This is a genomic window from Nitrosomonas supralitoralis (assembly GCF_003011925.2).
GTDB lineage: Bacteria > Pseudomonadota > Gammaproteobacteria > Burkholderiales > Nitrosomonadaceae > Nitrosomonas > Nitrosomonas supralitoralis.
This window is the reverse complement of the sequence record NZ_PXXU01000026.1, coordinates 12451-27833: the sequence shown is the minus strand read 5'-3', so window position 1 is coordinate 27833 and position 15383 is coordinate 12451. Positions and strand designations below refer to the sequence as shown.

General features: G+C 52.1%; 18 protein-coding genes. 17 read left to right on the top strand and 1 reads right to left on the bottom strand.

From position 1 onward, the window contains the following. Nucleotides 1-382: 382 nt before the first annotated feature. The 16 genes from C7H79_RS09675 to C7H79_RS09595 all read left to right on the top strand — a co-directional run bounded on the left by C7H79_RS09675 (nt 383) and on the right by C7H79_RS09595 (nt 13720). Nucleotides 383-880, top strand: coding sequence for a LexA family protein (locus tag C7H79_RS09675; RefSeq protein ID WP_242447230.1), 498 nt, complete (start codon nt 383-385; stop codon nt 878-880). Nucleotides 881-888: 8 nt separating this feature from the next. Next, nucleotides 889-2190: a hypothetical protein gene (locus C7H79_RS09670; protein ID WP_197714619.1), complete on the top strand. Its 1302-nt coding sequence runs from the start codon at nt 889-891 to the stop codon at nt 2188-2190. Then, on the top strand, nt 2141-3115 hold the full coding sequence (locus C7H79_RS09665; protein ID WP_106707074.1) for a hypothetical protein: 975 nt from the start codon (nt 2141-2143) through the stop codon (nt 3113-3115). The genes C7H79_RS09670 and C7H79_RS09665 overlap by 50 nt, the downstream gene beginning before the upstream one ends. Nucleotides 3116-3321: 206 nt before the next feature. After that, on the top strand, nt 3322-3540 hold the full coding sequence (locus C7H79_RS09660) for a helix-turn-helix transcriptional regulator (RefSeq protein ID WP_106707073.1): 219 nt from the start codon (nt 3322-3324) through the stop codon (nt 3538-3540). Continuing rightward, entirely contained in the window at nt 3537-4019 is a 483-nt protein-coding gene (locus tag C7H79_RS09655) for a hypothetical protein (protein ID WP_106707072.1), read from the top strand. The genes C7H79_RS09660 and C7H79_RS09655 overlap by 4 nt, the downstream gene beginning before the upstream one ends. Beyond that, nucleotides 4012-4293: a hypothetical protein gene (locus C7H79_RS09650; RefSeq protein WP_106707071.1), complete on the top strand. Its 282-nt coding sequence runs from the start codon at nt 4012-4014 to the stop codon at nt 4291-4293. The genes C7H79_RS09655 and C7H79_RS09650 overlap by 8 nt, the downstream gene beginning before the upstream one ends. Then, entirely contained in the window at nt 4290-5165 is an 876-nt protein-coding gene (locus C7H79_RS09645) for an ATP-binding protein (protein ID WP_106707070.1), read from the top strand. Before C7H79_RS09650 ends, C7H79_RS09645 begins: the two co-directional genes overlap by 4 nt. 2 nt (nt 5166-5167) lie before the next feature. Beyond that, a complete protein-coding gene (locus C7H79_RS09640) occupies nt 5168-5767 on the top strand; it encodes a hypothetical protein (protein ID WP_106707069.1) in 600 nt (199 codons plus the stop codon). Nucleotides 5768-5781: 14 nt separating this feature from the next. Then, nucleotides 5782-7455, top strand: a complete 1674-nt coding sequence (locus tag C7H79_RS09635) for a DEAD/DEAH box helicase (protein WP_106707068.1) — start codon at nt 5782-5784, stop codon at nt 7453-7455. Beyond that, nucleotides 7452-7874: a DUF6511 domain-containing protein gene (locus C7H79_RS09630; RefSeq protein WP_106707067.1), complete on the top strand. Its 423-nt coding sequence runs from the start codon at nt 7452-7454 to the stop codon at nt 7872-7874. Before C7H79_RS09635 ends, C7H79_RS09630 begins: the two co-directional genes overlap by 4 nt. Next, nucleotides 7874-8629, top strand: coding sequence for a hypothetical protein (locus C7H79_RS09625; RefSeq protein WP_106707066.1), 756 nt, complete (start codon nt 7874-7876; stop codon nt 8627-8629). The genes C7H79_RS09630 and C7H79_RS09625 overlap by 1 nt, the downstream gene beginning before the upstream one ends. Beyond that, nucleotides 8626-10800, top strand: coding sequence for an AAA family ATPase (locus C7H79_RS09620; RefSeq protein ID WP_197714618.1), 2175 nt, complete (start codon nt 8626-8628; stop codon nt 10798-10800). Before C7H79_RS09625 ends, C7H79_RS09620 begins: the two co-directional genes overlap by 4 nt. 203 nt (nt 10801-11003) lie before the next feature. After that, nucleotides 11004-11456 carry a crossover junction endodeoxyribonuclease RuvC gene (locus tag C7H79_RS09610; RefSeq protein ID WP_106707064.1) on the top strand — a complete coding sequence of 151 codons (453 nt, stop codon included), beginning with the start codon at nt 11004-11006 and terminating at the stop codon, nt 11454-11456. Further along, nucleotides 11453-11662 (top strand): hypothetical protein, encoded by a 210-nt coding sequence (locus C7H79_RS09605; RefSeq protein ID WP_106707063.1) that lies wholly within the window; start codon nt 11453-11455, stop codon nt 11660-11662. Before C7H79_RS09610 ends, C7H79_RS09605 begins: the two co-directional genes overlap by 4 nt. Then, nucleotides 11655-12065, top strand: coding sequence for a DUF6362 family protein (locus tag C7H79_RS09600; protein WP_106707062.1), 411 nt, complete (start codon nt 11655-11657; stop codon nt 12063-12065). The genes C7H79_RS09605 and C7H79_RS09600 overlap by 8 nt, the downstream gene beginning before the upstream one ends. 371 nt (nt 12066-12436) lie before the next feature. Beyond that, complete coding sequence (locus tag C7H79_RS09595; protein WP_106707061.1) at nt 12437-13720, top strand: site-specific DNA-methyltransferase; 1284 nt, start codon at nt 12437-12439, stop codon at nt 13718-13720. On the opposite strand, the gene C7H79_RS09590 is transcribed toward C7H79_RS09595, so the two are convergent. Next, nucleotides 13673-14083, bottom strand: coding sequence for a YkvA family protein (locus C7H79_RS09590; RefSeq protein WP_242447229.1), 411 nt, complete (start codon nt 14081-14083; stop codon nt 13673-13675). The genes C7H79_RS09595 and C7H79_RS09590 overlap by 48 nt on opposite strands. Before the next feature lie 177 nt (nt 14084-14260). Between C7H79_RS09590 and C7H79_RS09585 the strand changes: the two genes are divergently transcribed. After that, a complete protein-coding gene (locus C7H79_RS09585) occupies nt 14261-15382 on the top strand; it encodes a Fic family protein (protein WP_106707059.1) in 1122 nt (373 codons plus the stop codon). The last annotated feature ends 1 nt before the right edge of the window (nt 15383 follow it).

Genomic DNA, 15383 nt, shown 5'->3' with positions numbered 1-15383 from the left:
CAAACGGATCAGTCCATTTGCCAGTAACGACGCTATCTCCTGTCTGCGCTGCTCCGTGGTCATTTTTTCGGGTGGGGTCTTGTTCACATCCATCATCGGTATCACTTCTCGATTTTCCAACTTATTCGATGGTGGAATTATCCGTATAGAGATCAAGCTGCGCCATGAGGAAATTTCGGGTACTTGCGAATAGATGATGGCTATTGCATAAACAACATGAAATTCATGTAGTGGAAGATTATTTTTGACTCAAGAACATTCGTTCTCTACAATATCACTCATGAAAAAAAATGACCCCAGCCCCACCAAAGACCATGAATATCTGGCTAAGCTACAAGCCTATTACGCCGGGCACAGGGTCATCCCCTCTTACTCTCGTCTCATGGAAATACTGGGGTTTGCTTCCAAATCGGCCATCAAAAAAGTGCTGGAACGGCTAGAGGCTGCTGGCATGTTGGAACGCACACCCGATGGTGATTGGGCTCCAAGTGACCTTTTTTTTGAGCGCGCCATCGCAAATCACCCCGTATCGGCAGGCACTCCAGCCTCGGTGGCGGATGAACCTTGTGAAAAAGTAATACTGGATCGTTTCCTGATCAAAAACCCATCGCAGACCGTTTTAGTTCGGGTCAAGGGCGATTCGATGATCAATGCGGGTATACACAACGGTGATTTAGCCGTTGTCGAGCGGCGCTCACATGCCGATCCAGGTGAGTTGGTGGTTGCTATCATTGATGACGAATTCACCCTTAAAACACTGGGACATGACAAAGTGGGATTCCATCTCATTCCAGCTAATCCACACTATCTCATCATCCGACCGCAAGGAAAACTGGAAATATTTGGGATCGTGGTCGGCCTCGTGCGCAAATATCCATAAGGAGAGAAATGAAAGTCTTCAACCCGGGGCATTTCCTGCGACACATTTCCATGCCGACATTGCGCGAATTTACTGAAGCGCATGTGCTTAATGCCAGCCTGAATATCGATTGGGGACAATCTCTGGATACACTACCGTCGATTGTAATCGATGCAGTTGAAGCTCTCGATAATTCTTTGCAAAGTTCCAGGCTGGAAGTAAGTAAGCGCGAAGCAATCAAGCACAATATCTCACTGTGGCATGACGATCTGCGCCGCGCTTACATGATGTCAAATGAGCTTGCGATCAAAGAGTTTCAACTAGCCTGCCAGGGTGATGCAATGGTTGAAGACGCCTTTGCCACGCGTGATGATCGTGAGAAATCCATATGGATGTTAACGTTCAGGGACAAGGTCTTCCGTGATGCCGAATTACACCTCGCTTTTCAGGCGAAAGCCAATGGCAAGTATTGGAAAAAGCACCGCATACAAGCAGGACTCAGTCCATGCCGTGATCGTGAAAAATTGGAATCCTTCTGCCTTGAAGTAGCCAAGCTTTACAAGAAAGAGGGAGCCGGTGAAAGCACTCACATCGAGCTTAGTGAACGCGGCATGGATAGCAGCATCCAGCTCACCATCTATGTGGAAGGCCCGGTGACGGCCATGGCTCACTTCGCTGACAATCAGTTCAAGCGCATCACCACCCGCATTGCCTTGGAAACGGCTCTGGTTTATCACCAGCATTCAGGTATTGTCGAAACCGTCGTCAAAGGAGGTGCAAAGAATCACACCACCGTGCTCGAACTATTCGGCAAACATGTGGTTGATAGGCAAATCGTCCCAGAAGAGATCGAGAAGAAACGTTACCAACTCAATGCATTGCGTGATGGAATGATAGAGCCATTCGAAGATTGGTCGGTCTATGGTGTGGAAAAAGTACGGCTGCGTCGTGCGCGCTTTACTCCAGTAAGAAGCACCGGTATCAGCTTCCAGATCGAGGCCTCCGCTGACAAGAATCAAGATGATGCAATTCGCATCGCGCTGCAGTCTCTCAAGGTCGAATACGCTTTCGAGACAGAATACCATATGGAGGGAGCCAGCATCATCGTGTACTTAGCTGCGACTGCAGAAAATAAATCTCAGCACTTCAGCTTTGATCTTTATTCTTCAGGTTCCTCGACCATCAAAAATCTGTCTGCACGCAATCAACCCATTGCACATGCGGTACTGCGCGCCTTGAATGTGATTGAGGCGGAAGACCAGGTTAATGAGCCAAGACAAGATGAGCCAAGAACAAATCAATGCCACGACACTGCTTTGTCGACTACTTGAACGCAATAAAGCTGAGATCAATGGAACTGCGTTACGAGAAGGCGAGCAGAAAAGTGCTGCTGAGCTTTTACTCAAAGAACGCATTCTCGTGTCCGGCAATCCACATGAGTGGATCACTTGTCCGGAATGCAGAATCGAAACCGCACGCGTCGTGCGAGAAACATCAGCAGACCAGATTTTGCTGCTATGTCCGGAATGTGAGGATTTCGAAGCACCTCGATATCATCGTGAAACTCACAAAGTACCATTGCAAAAATTCATACATCTACTGCTCAATGGACTAAACCTATCGATCAATGGTCTGAAACAAATCGAGCCTGATCTTGTTTGGCGACTGGGCACCACCGAGGAAAAACGTGGCAAGATGCTGACCTGGTATTTTGCTCGCTGCCTGTATCGACCTGAAATTGCGAATCGGTTACGCGATCAGATCATCCTCGAAAAAACTCAGAAATCCTGCCTCATTCTGACCAGCGGCGAAGTGCCGCTACCAGTTGGCTCTGCCTTGACTGAATTCGATGTCCGTCCGCTATTCACGGTCGGGCAGATTGGATCGAGATCTTTTGAGTTTTATCCTGATCGACAGAGCGCTCCCGGTGCACAAATATTGGATGAGGCAACGCCGGGTACCACATTACGTTATGTAAGAAACAAAGGAAAAGTCTATATCGACGGCCGTGAGTATCTCCTAGAGCCCATGCAGCAGCGCATTTTATCTGCTTTAATTGATGATCGTGACCATGAGATGGACAAAGAGGCAATCAAGACTGCTTGTGGTTCTGAATCCCAGCGCTTTTCCCCAAGCAAAGCATTCGATAAAGATGAAACTACAAAGCTCATTTATCGCACTTTTATCAGATTTCTCCCAGAGGATGACCGCTACTCATTGATTATCCCAAATGACGACCGTGACTGGTTGATCTAACCCTTCTAACATCCCAAAAACCCGGTTCTGGATTAAACCAGTCCGGGTTTTTTGTTTTTTGACCGCGCTATTTTATTTTGGGGAACGATTCTGGGGAATCTGGGGAATGGTTTGGGGAATCGCATTTGAGATATTTCCTCAACCGTTGACGACACCCATCAAGTGCTCGAATCCGGTGATATCGAAACCATCAAGGAGATCCTCAAATGCAACAAATAATCAAACACCTGAATCAAGGTGAACTAGCTGATCGGTGGGACATTAGCGTAGCCACCTTGGAACGCTGGCGTTCTGAAGGCATCGGGCCTGTCTTTTTAAAACTGCAGGGGCGCGTGCTCTATCGACTCGAAGATATTGAATCTTTTGAGGCTGAAAGCCTGCGCAAAAGCACGAATGAGCGTGTCAACGCGGGAGGCGCAGTATGAGCAGCTTCGCCCTTGAACAAATTCTTGCCACCCCGGCTGGCGTACTCGCCGAACAGTCCAGCGAATCGCTGTTCCAGATCAAGAATGATGCTAATGATCTTCTAGCTACAGCCAAGGCTCTCGTGGAGCATATCGATCAAGCCTTGAACCTGAAGTATTCTGATCGCGCACAGCAACTGCGTCTGGCCTCAAACAAGGACACCGGTATCGTGCACTTCGATGACGGCCATGTGCGCATCACAGCCGATCTGCCCAAGAAGGTCGAGTGGGACCAGGCAATGCTTTCAGACATCACGAAACGCATCGCCGCCAATGGTGACGACCCCTCGGAGTACGTCGAAATCAGCTATCGAATCTCTGAAGCTAAATTCAACGCCTGGCCCGATTCATTGAAAAGCGTATTTGTGCCAGCACGCACCCTCAAAACCGGCAAACCCGGATTCCGCCTCACATTACTCAAGGAAACAAACCATGTTTAAGAGAAATCGCACACTACTTGAAAAACTGAAAAACCAACATCCCTTTTCTCTGGAAAATATACCACAACTCATTCAGATAGAAGGTGAAGATCTGAACATCGAAAATACCACGCTTGACCAATTGGCCTTTGCCATCCTGGCGCTTGAAAACGAAGTCCGGCCAATGAACCGTCGCCTGTATGCGTTGCGTGAACTCTACGATCTGGCGCGTAAACGCAGCGCACTTGGGGCACAGCGCATGGAAGAAATTTTCGCCAAAGCGGAGGGACTATGAGCCTACCCATCATTAGTGCGGACCAACGATTGGCTGAAAAACGTGGTGTCAAAGGTGTTCTCGTTGGCACAAGCGGCATTGGCAAGACATCGCAGCTGTGGACGCTGGATGCCAACAGCACACTTTTTTTCGATCTCGAAGCAGGTGATCTTGCCGTAGAAGGCTGGACTGGCGACACCATCCGGCCTCGTACCTGGCAGGAGTGCCGAGATTTCGCGGTATTCATCGGTGGTGCCAACCCTGCCCTGCGCGACGATCAACCCTACAGCCAAGCTCACTTCGATGCGGTGTGCAGTAGTTTTGGCGATCCATCAATGCTGGAAAAGTACGACACCGTATTCGTCGACTCGATCACCGTAGCCGGTCGACTGTGCTTGCAATGGTGCAAAGGCCAGCCGCAGGCCTACTCCGAAAAAACTGGCAAACCAGATACCCGTGGCGCCTATGGTCTGATGGGTCAGGAAATGATCGCCTGGCTCACCCACCTGCAACACACGCGCGGCAAGAATGTGTGGTTCGTCGGCATCCTCGACGAGCGGTTGGATGACTTCAATCGCCGGGTGTTTTCACTGCAGATCGACGGTTCCAAGACTGGTCTTGAACTGCCGGGCATCGTCGATGAGGTGATCACCCTCACCGAACTGAAATCTGATGATGGGGCCTGTTATCGCGCCTTTGTCTGCCACACGCTCAACGCCTGGGGTTATCCGGCCAAGGATCGTTCCGGACGCCTTGATTCTCTTGAGGAGCCACATCTCGGGCGACTTATGGAGAAAATCGCCGGCCCTGCCAGAGCTGCACCTGAGCGACTCGATTTTACTCGCCCTAGCCCAATTGCTACCCCAGAACCTATTCCAACTCAGGAGTCCTGATTATGACTTACTTCGATTTCAATTCCGCATCAGAACAAACTTCTTTCGATCTAATTCCGAAGGGAACTCTCCTGCGCGTGCGCATGACCATACGCCCAGGCGGTTTCGATGATGTAACACAAGGCTGGACCGGTGGCTACGCGACGCGCAACGACAATACCGGTTCAGTGTACTTGAATTGTGAATTCGTGGTGATGGAAGGTGAGTATGCCCGCCGCAAAATGTGGTCGCTGATCGGCCTCTTCAGCCCGAAGGGGCCGGAATGGGCCAACATGGGTCGCACGTTCATCAAGGCAATCCTCAATTCTGCGAGAGGGATTCACCCGGGCGACAACAGTCCGGCCGCACAGAATGCTCGTCGCATTGGTGGATTCGCCGATCTCGATGGCATCGAGTTCCTGGGCAAGGTCGACTGGGAGAAGGATCAGAATGGCCAGGATAAAAGCGTCATCAAGGCGGCGATAACGCCAGATCATAAGGATTATGCGGCGACCATGGGTGCGCCAGGCGGTGCAGCAACGACATCGGCGACCAGTACATCCAGCTACGCCCAAGCCACAGGCCGCGCCCCGACACCAAGCCGCCCGAGTTGGGCTCAGTAACGGAGGATCATAATATGATGCTTCGTCCCCGCCAATCACTTCTGGTCGAGCGCTCACTGGCAGCGCTTAACCAGCATGGCAACACGCTATCCATCGGCCCAACAGGCTCGGGTAAAACCATCATGCTGTCAGCTGTGGCAGGCAGCATGTTAGTCGAACCAGTCGCCAAAGCTTGTATTCTGACCCATCGTGACGAGTTGACCCAGCAGAATCACGTAAAGTTCGGCCGGGTCAATCCGGGTATCAGTACTTCTATATTTGATGCCAAGGAGAAATCCTGGTCTGGACGTGCCACCTTTGCAATGGTGCAAACACTATCGCGAGACGATCATCTCGATTCGATACCGGGAATCGACTTGCTGGTAGTCGATGAAGCCCATCATGCAGCAGCACCGGGTTATCGACGCGTGATTGATCAGGTGCTCACCCGAAATCCAAAAGCGCATATTTTTGGAGTCACGGCGACACCCTCCCGCGGTGACGGAAAAGGGCTGCGAGAAGTATTCAGCAATGTGGCTGACCAAATCATGTTGGGCGAATTGATCGCATCCGGACATCTGGTGCCCCCACGCACCTTTGTCATTGATGTTGGCGCACAGAATGAATTATCGTGTGTGCGCCGCACAGCCGCAGATTTCGATATGAATGAAGTCGAATCGATTCTCAACAAAACACTGATCAATGATCAGGTCATCAAGCATTGGCGTGAAAAAGCTCACGGACGTCAAACCATCGTTTTCTGCTCTACTGTAGCGCATGCGGATAGCGTCTGTCAGGCATTCGTGAAGGCTGGCATCACGGCTGTGCTGATCCATGGTGAATTATCTTCTGGTGAACGCAAAAGCCGGCTATCCGAATACGAATCTGGATGCGCGCAGGTAGTCGTCAACGTGGCCGTGCTGACGGAAGGCTATGATTTTACACCGACTTCATGTGTAGTACTGCTTCGACCTAGTTCCCATAAATCCACACTCACACAGATGATCGGGCGTGGACTGCGTACAGTCGATCCTGTCGAGTTTCCAAATGTAGCCAAGACCGATTGTATCGTACTCGATTTTGGCACAGCCACGCTGATGCATGGTTCGCTTGAGCAGGAAGTCAATCTGGACGGCCAACTATGCAATGGAGAGGCCCCCACCAAGGATTGTCCGTCTTGTCATGCCATCGTCCCACTTGCCTGCAGCGAATGTCCCCTGTGCGGTTTCGTGTGGACACAGGAGGAAATCGCGAGCGGTGTACTGGATGATTTTGTCATGACCGAGATCGATCTGCTCAAGCGATCGAACTTTCTCTGGTGTGATTTATTCGGCTACGACGATGCGCTGATGGCAAATGGTTTTACCGCATGGGGCGGCGTGTTTCTTATGAATGGACGCTGGCATGCAGTTGGCGGTGGAAAAAATCTGCAAACTCGATTGTTGGCAGTAGGCGATCGCACCGTTTGTCTGGCTCGCGCCGATGACTGGCTCAACGAAAACGAATCTGCGGATTCAGCCCATAAAACACGGCGTTGGCTTAGTCAGCCTCCTACAGAAAAGCAGATGCTTTATCTGCCGCCTGAACTTCGATGCGATTTTGGCCTGACTCGCTATCAAGCATCTGCGCTGTTGTCATTCCAGTTCAATCGCTCAGAGATCCGTCGATTGGTCACATCGGCTAATGACAATTACCAGGAGGCGGCGTGAGATGTGCCATCTGCTCAAGACAAGCCAAGGGATTCGGTTGGTTCAACGCGAGACTGCCACGCACCAATCCGCGTCGCTATTCGGACAAATGGGTGTTCTGTTCCAAGCGCTGCCTGAATTCATTCTCAAAAATCATGAAAAAAACGGATGTACACATGATCGACCCGAGTGATCTGGAACGTCAAGCAATGCGCTCCTGCTTGATCCCATTGGGTGAGTATGTCGCCTCCATTAGTATGGAACGTTCTCTGGCGGATTACAGCCAGGAAGAAGTACTCACGTTGATCGACGTGGTGGTCACTGCCTATCAGGAGCACATGATTAATGAGCATGAGCGTATTGCAGAAAAGGAAAGTGCTTTCTTTGAGGAACGGATTGCCCGGCAAACTCAAACCGCATCGACAGGAGTACCGTTCTGATGCTTGATTACAACCACCAAATGAAATTGTATGAGCGCATCACCGCGCTGATCGATCAGGCAATGGATGCAGAACGTTGTCAACAAAAGCCACGGCAATACCTGGGCGCCTCGCGACTGGGTGTGGCTTGCGATCGTGCCTTGCAATATGAATATGCCGGTGCACCGGTCGACCCTGACCGAAGTTTATCCGGTCGTATCCTGCGCGTATTTGCGGTTGGCCATGTGCTGGAAGATCTGGTGATCCGGTGGTTACGTATGGCCGGTTTCGAACTCTACAACCAGAAGGCTAAAGGTGGCCAATTTGGCTTTTCTGTCGCTGACGGCCGAATCCAGGGACATGTGGACGGCATAATCAAAGCCGCACCAATCGATCTTGGACTGACTTTGCCGATGCTGTTCGAATGCAAAACCATGAACGACAAATCCTGGCGCGAAACCGTCAAAAAAGGTGTGACTACCGCCAAACCCATCTACGCCGCACAAATGGCAATCTATCAGGCTTACATGGAAGGTGAGATCGAAGGCATCAGTCGCAATCCGGCGCTCTTTACTGCCATCAACAAAGATACGCAAGAGATCTGGTTCGAACTGGTGCCATTTGATGCAGGATTGGCTCAAAAGATGTCGGATCGTGCCGTCAAAATCATCCAAGCCACCGAAGCCGGTGAACTTCTGCCGCGCAGTTTCATGGATGCATCACATCACGAGTGCAAGTTCTGTTCATGGCAGGATCGCTGCTGGAGGTTGGCATGATGACGGACAGCATCATCTGGCTCGACTTCAATGACGCGCCTGAGCAGCGCGATGTACTGGTTTCCGATACCGAGGCACTACGTGCAGGATTGCTGGATCGGCTGGAAGCCGTTCTCCACTACCTTTTCCCGCATGGCCAAATCCGGGGCGGCAAGTTCTACGTCGGCGACGTCGATGGAAATGCGGGCAAGAGCCTGGTGGTCGAACTTGAAGGGCCACGGCGCGGACTGTGGAAAGATTTCTCTACCGACGAGGGTGGCGATGTCATCGACCTGTGGGCTCAAGCGCAGGGATTATCTGCCAGGGATGATTTTCCGCGCATTGCGAGCGATATTCGACAGTGGCTTGGTTTGGCACCTCCGATCCAAGACTCCGTGCGCCGTGATGTTCGAAACCAGCCAATGGATGAACTCGGCCCCTACACTGCCAAATGGGACTATTTGACTGTCGATGGCGAACTGATCGCCTGTGTATACCGCTACGATCCTCCGACAGGCAAGGAATTTCGCCCTTGGGATGTTCGCGCCAGAATGTGGCGAGCACCAGACCCGAGGCCGCTCTATAACCTGCCGACAATTTCCAAGATGCGGGAGGTGGTGCTGGTCGAGGGTGAAAAGTGTGCTGATGCGCTGATCGCTTGTGGCCTTGCGGCCACCACCGCGATGAACGGAGCCAAGGCACCCGTGGATAAGACCGATTGGTCACCACTAGCTGGAAAATCCGTATTGATCTGGCCGGATCGGGATGCGCCTGGCTGGGATTATGCCGAAAGTGCCGCCCGTGCTTGCGTCGCAGCTGGGTGTGCTTCTGTGTCGATACTGGTGCCACCATCGGACAAACCTGACAAATGGGATGCCGCCGACGCAATTGTCGAAGGATTTGATTGCTCAGCGTTCATCGCGAGCGCTGAACGCCGGGTGATCAAAGCTGCGCCACCCATCCTACCGACCTTTACCCTTGGTGCGCTGCTGGATGATGATTCGCCACTACCTGCTGATCTGATTTCACCGCGCGTGCTCACACCGGGTGGCATGCTGGTGTTCGGCGGCGCCCCAAAGGTCGGCAAAAGCGATTTTTTGCTGTCATGGCTGACGCACATGGCGGCTGGTGCGACTTTCCTTGGCATGCATCCACCTCGTCCGCTGCGAGTCTTCTATCTACAGGCCGAAGTGCAGTACCACTACCTGCGAGAACGGGTGAAGGGCATCAAACTGCCAGCGAGCCGGATACCGGATGCCCGGGAGAATTTCATTGCCACACCGCAGCTGCGGTTAATCCTGGACGATGCAGGGCTCGCCCAGATCATCCCGGCCGTAAGGCAAGCATTTGGTGAAAAAGCACCCGACATCATCGCCATCGATCCAATTCGCAATGTATTCGACGGTGGCGATGGTGGTGGAGAAAACGACAACGACGCCATGTTGTTCTTTCTGTCGCAGCGGGTGGAGCGGATTCGTGAGGCAGTAAACCCTGATGCTGGCATCGTGTTAGTGCACCACACCAAGAAACTGGGCAAAAAACAGTTTGAGGAAGATCCGTTTCAAGCCTTGGCCGGCGCGGGTAGTCTGCGTGGTTACTACAGCACCGGGATGCTTTTGTTCCGCCCCGATGAAACACTCACCACGCGCGAGTTGATCTTTGAACTCAGAAATGGCGCGGCCATTCCACAAAAGCACATCGACAAGATCAAGGGTGAATGGCGAGAAGTCACTGTCAATGAACGGTTGATTAAACAGGACTATGGAAAGCGCCTTGATGCCGAGCGACGACGCAAGTGCGATGTCATCTTGCAGATTTTGTTCGATGAAGCGGCACAAGGCCGATGTTATACCGCCAACCAGTTTGCTGAAGCCTTCGAGGGCAAGGGAGGGCTTGGCGCGGAACGGACAATACGCGAGCGCCTGTCAGTGCTGTCAACAAAAGGCTACGTCAAGTTTTTCCGCAATCCTGAGGATTATGGGCTGGCCCGATTATCTCGCAGCAAGCTTGGCTATCTTTGTGTTGAAGATATGGTGCTGCGCATCGAGAGTAAACCAGATCCCGACACCGGCGAAATACCCATTTCGGTAATTCCGGTTTTGCCTACCCACTATAAGTGCCCCACCACGGGTGCGCTATTACCTGTAGAAACCCCCACTATTTGGCTCTATCACGATGAGGAGGAAGTATGATTAGCACTGCAATTTCAGTTGGCAGCTCCGCCAACTTGCCAACTGACGCAAGTAATTGTTTTTTCTCAATATGCAACCTGGTGTTTGTTGTCGGGAACTCCCTCCCCCCTTCGGGGGGAGAGAAACACTTCGTTTTCTCTCCCCCGAACCGAAGGGGTCTGCCTTGGCTCAAGCAAAGTGGCAACCATTCCGGAGTATCTATCATGACACTAGACCTTGGTACTCAAACCGGTTGGGCATTGCTCAGTCGGGATGGATCGATAGCTAGTGGATCAGAATCTTTCAAACCTGGACGCTTTGAGGGAGGTGGCATGCGCTACCTGCGTTTCAAGCGCTGGCTCACCGAAGTCAAGCAGTGTGCCGGTGGCATCGACACCGTATTCATGGAAGAAGTTAGACGGCACGCGGGCGTAGATGCAGCGCACGCTTATGGCGGCTTCCTGGCCACGCTCACCGCGTGGTGTGAGCATCACAACATCCCGTACCAGGGTGTGCCGGTGGGCACGATCAAGAAACACGCGACTGGCAAAGGCAATGCAAGCAAGGACGAGATGATCGCATCCGTTCAATTTCGTGGCTATGCCCCAGTTGATGACAATGAAGCCGATGCGCTGGCACTGCTGCATTGGGCGCTGGAACATGGAGGTGCAAGATGAAAATTCCACAACAACACTACCGCTGCCCACTCGGCCGTCTGCAACCGCAAGTGACCGATCTGGAAGTAATCAAACAAAGTGGCTGGCGTGATCAGCACATTTTGGTCGTGTCGCCGGATGATGATCGCCTCGACTGGACGGAACGAGAGTTGCTCAGGCGCATAGGCGAGCGTCTCTATGGTACGAAAGGAGCAAGCCATGGTTAAATGGACAGCTGAACTCGTTGCAGATCGCTTTTCAGAGGCAGCTCAAACAGCAGAACGTCTTCCACCGGTACGCGTCCAGGGCTACTTCAATTGCTGGCCGGACATTCAGCGTATGTCCTGGGAGAACCTTGGCGCCGAACCGTTCATCTATCGATTCCCACCCACCCCAGCCGCAATCGACCGTATGCATGAAACCATGCATTGGGTGCAGTGGCTGGAAGAGGAACAGCGGCATCTGGTCTGGATGCGCGCCAAGCACTATGAGTGGCATAAGATTGCAAAACGCTTTGGATGCTGCACCAAGACTGCTCAGCGACGCTGGCAAAGGGCGTTACAGATCGTGGTTGATCATCTCAATGAAGTGCCTGCGACTGCTTGCGTTAGTAATTTTAATAAAAATTGAGAATGTTTGATGGAGATTGCGGAATGTTTCGGAGAAGCGCTAATTTGAAGGCTTACAGGGGGTGTCGCATTTCAGGAATTTTCTGCTAGAATTTGCACTATAGTCGAAGCAAGAACGCACTGAATACCACCCAGACCGATTCTACCTGTCAAACCACGCAACTTGCGTGGCTTTAGTAAGCCAGTGCGGGTTAATGCGGAAATTTGACGGGTCCTTCCTAAGCAGAGTTGGATGCGGGGGGCGGCAGCGCAGCATAGCGCTAGCGACAGGCCACAAAACAAGGTTACCGGGGTTACCAGTTACCACTCCACTACTTCTATAATTTTAATCTCATTCTAACCCGCCTTTGTTGCGGGTTTTTTTTATTGCCCATGCAAAACCTCCACATCGAATACCGGCCGATCGAATCGCTCGTGCCGTACGTCAACAATGCGCGCACGCACTCTGATGAGCAGGTTGCACAAATTGCTGCCAGCATCCGGGAATTTGGCTTTAACAACCCGATCCTCGCAGACGGAGAACGCGGATTAATTGCGGGGCACTGCAGATTGCTCGCTGCGCGCAAGATTGGACTGGACACTGTACCGGTGATCGAACTGGCTCACCTCTCCCCCACTCAAAAGCGTGCCTACATTCTGGCCGACAACCGTCTGGCTGAGAATGCTGGTTGGGACAAAGAATTGCTGGCTCTGGAACTTGCCGATCTCAAATTATCCGAATTCGATTTGGATTTGCTTGGTTTTGGCGGCGATGAACTGGACGAATTGTTGTTTGAAGAAAATCCTGCAGGCTTGACCGATGACGATGCAGTGCCGGAAGTGACGGAGAATCCGGTATCACGCACTGGCGATGTATGGTTGCTGGGCAACCACCGCCTGCTGTGCGGTGATGCAACCCAGCCGGAAGATTACAAATTACTGCTGGGGAGCGAATTGGCAGATATGATTTTTTGCGATCCACCCTATGGCGTCAATTACGCCAACTCTGCGAAAGATAAATTGCGCGGCAAAAATCGCCCCATTTTGAACGACAATCTCGGCAGCGAGTTTGGCCCATTTCTCGAAGCTGCTTGCAGCAACATGCTCTCGGTCACCAAGGGTGCGATTTACATTGCCATGAGTTCATCCGAACTCGATACGTTGCAATCAGCGTTTCGTGCTGCTGGTGGCAAGTGGTCGACGTTCATCATCTGGGCCAAGAACACTTTTACTTTAGGGCGCGCCGACTACCAACGCCAGTATGAGCCGATTCTGTATGGCTGGCGCGATGGCGCTGACCATTTCTGGTGTGGCGCACGCAATCAGGGCGATGTGTGGCAGATCAACAAACCCGCCAAGAACGATCTGCACCCCACCATGAAGCCAGTAGAATTGGTGGAGCGCGCCATTGTCAATTCCAGCAAGGGTCGAGACATCGTTCTGGATCCGTTCGGTGGCTCAGGAACGACATTGATCGCTGCCGAGAAATCAGGGCGTCAGGCGCGGTTGATGGAACTTGATCCAAAGTATTGCGATGTTATATGCCGAAGATTTCAGGATTACACGGGACAGGAAGCAAAGCGCGCCAGTGATGGCGTTTCCTTCAATCAGATAGTTCCAGGACAAAACTCATTGGACAAACCAGCGGAGCATCGCCCAACCTGCTACACCCCATAGTCCAAGAATGATGACAAGACCAACATAGCTTTGCGGCTTTTCTTTTCGTTCCAAGAGCCACCGGTCGGATTCAGCACGGCTATCCGTCAGCACGTGCTCGGGCACGATCTTCAACAGCAACCAAACCCCAAAGGGAACGATGATCAAGTCATCCAAATAACCCAAAATAGGAATGAAGTCAGGGATGAGGTCAATAGGACTGAGTGCGTATGCAGTGATAACTGCTGCAAAGGCTCTCGCATACCAGGGAGTGTCAGGATGTTTTAGCGCGAACCACAGCGTCATTACGTCACGCTTCAAGGCTCGCGCCCATATCTTTAAGCGCTGCATAAAAAACAACTTTTGAAAAATCAGTAGACTCAATTGTCTCACAGCACTGTTTATGCAGCTATCTCATTAGGAATCTCACAGTGAATCGCAAAGGTAGATTTGGTAGCAACTTTGTAAACTTGGTGCATTGCGGTGAATGGATGGCTTAATTGCCGCAATAGTTGCGGCGAACAATTTGACCTTGCGGAGAATATACTTCATAATCTCCGCATGAATAGCGGAAATAGAACTTACCTCTGGCAACAGCCTGACTGGCCTCACTGGCGCTATGAAGCGCAACGTCTGACTGGTTTATTGGCTCAGGTCCACCACGCCCAAGGTCACTTGCAGGGTCGAATGCGCGATCTGGGGCTCGGGTTACGCGACCAGGCCACTTTACTGGTGTTGACCGAAGATGTGCTCAAGACCAGCGAGATAGAAGGCGAGCGACTGAATCCAGATACGGTGCGTTCTTCCATCGCGCGCCGTCTCGGCGTCGAGATCGGCGCCCTGGCTCCTGCTGATCGGCATGTCGATGGCGTGGTCGACATGGTGCTGGATGCGACCGGTCACTTTGACCAACCTCTGACTACAACCCGATTGTTTGGCTGGCATGCGGCGTTGTTTCCCACTGGTTACAGCGGCTTGACCAAAATCCACACCGGAGGCGGGCGCGATGACGCATTTGGCCCGATGCAAGTCGTATCCGGGCCAGTTGGCCGCCAGAAGGTGCACTTTGAAGCGCCGCCCGCCCAGCGGCTAGAAGCAGAGATGTCAGATTTCCTGTTCTGGTTCAATGCGCACCAGGAATCTGATTCGGTAGTAAAGGCGGGCCTGGCCCACCTGTGGTTTGTGACCATCCACCCGTTTGACGATGGCAATGGACGCATCGCGCGTGCAGTGGGTGACATGGCTCTGGCGCGCGCAGAACAATCGGCGCAAAGATTCTACAGTCTATCCGCGCAGATACAGCGAGAACGCAAAGATTATTACGACATGCTCGAACACACGCAAAAAGGCCCACTGGATGTCACCGATTGGCTGGAATGGTTTCTGGGTTGTCTAGTACGTGCCATCCAGTGTGCAGAAGACACGCTCGCAGTCGTTCTGACCAAAGCCAGGTTCTGGCAGTGTTGGGCAGGCACGCCGTTCAATGACCGGCAAATAAAACTGCTCAATCGGCTGTTGGATGGGTTTGACGCCAAGCTGACCAGCAGCAAGTGGGCCGCTATCGCCAAGTGCTCACCTGATTCTGCGCTGCGCGACATCACGGATCTGTTGGATCGCGGTGTACTGATGAAATCAGATGCAGGTGGGCGCAGCACCAGTTACGAGTTAAAACCGCTCAGCTAAT

Bases quoted from the DNA above. Each gene is read 5' to 3' on its own strand.
- C7H79_RS09675 (WP_242447230.1), top strand. From the start codon at position 383: ATGGAAATACTGGGGTTTGCTTCCAAATCGGCCATCAAAAAAGTGCTG.
- C7H79_RS09670 (WP_197714619.1), top strand. From the start codon at position 889: ATGAAAGTCTTCAACCCGGGGCATTTCCTGCGACACATTTCCATGCCG.
- C7H79_RS09665 (WP_106707074.1), top strand. From the start codon at position 2,141: ATGAGCCAAGAACAAATCAATGCCACGACACTGCTTTGTCGACTACTT.
- C7H79_RS09660 (WP_106707073.1), top strand. From the start codon at position 3,322: ATGCAACAAATAATCAAACACCTGAATCAAGGTGAACTAGCTGATCGG.
- C7H79_RS09655 (WP_106707072.1), top strand. From the start codon at position 3,537: ATGAGCAGCTTCGCCCTTGAACAAATTCTTGCCACCCCGGCTGGCGTA.
- C7H79_RS09650 (WP_106707071.1), top strand. From the start codon at position 4,012: ATGTTTAAGAGAAATCGCACACTACTTGAAAAACTGAAAAACCAACAT.
- C7H79_RS09645 (WP_106707070.1), top strand. From the start codon at position 4,290: ATGAGCCTACCCATCATTAGTGCGGACCAACGATTGGCTGAAAAACGT.
- C7H79_RS09640 (WP_106707069.1), top strand. From the start codon at position 5,168: ATGACTTACTTCGATTTCAATTCCGCATCAGAACAAACTTCTTTCGAT.
- C7H79_RS09635 (WP_106707068.1), top strand. From the start codon at position 5,782: ATGATGCTTCGTCCCCGCCAATCACTTCTGGTCGAGCGCTCACTGGCA.
- C7H79_RS09625 (WP_106707066.1), top strand. From the start codon at position 7,874: ATGCTTGATTACAACCACCAAATGAAATTGTATGAGCGCATCACCGCG.
- C7H79_RS09620 (WP_197714618.1), top strand. From the start codon at position 8,626: ATGATGACGGACAGCATCATCTGGCTCGACTTCAATGACGCGCCTGAG.
- C7H79_RS09610 (WP_106707064.1), top strand. From the start codon at position 11,004: ATGACACTAGACCTTGGTACTCAAACCGGTTGGGCATTGCTCAGTCGG.
- C7H79_RS09605 (WP_106707063.1), top strand. From the start codon at position 11,453: ATGAAAATTCCACAACAACACTACCGCTGCCCACTCGGCCGTCTGCAA.
- C7H79_RS09600 (WP_106707062.1), top strand. From the start codon at position 11,655: ATGGTTAAATGGACAGCTGAACTCGTTGCAGATCGCTTTTCAGAGGCA.
- C7H79_RS09595 (WP_106707061.1), top strand. From the start codon at position 12,437: ATGCAAAACCTCCACATCGAATACCGGCCGATCGAATCGCTCGTGCCG.
- C7H79_RS09585 (WP_106707059.1), top strand. From the start codon at position 14,261: ATGAATAGCGGAAATAGAACTTACCTCTGGCAACAGCCTGACTGGCCT.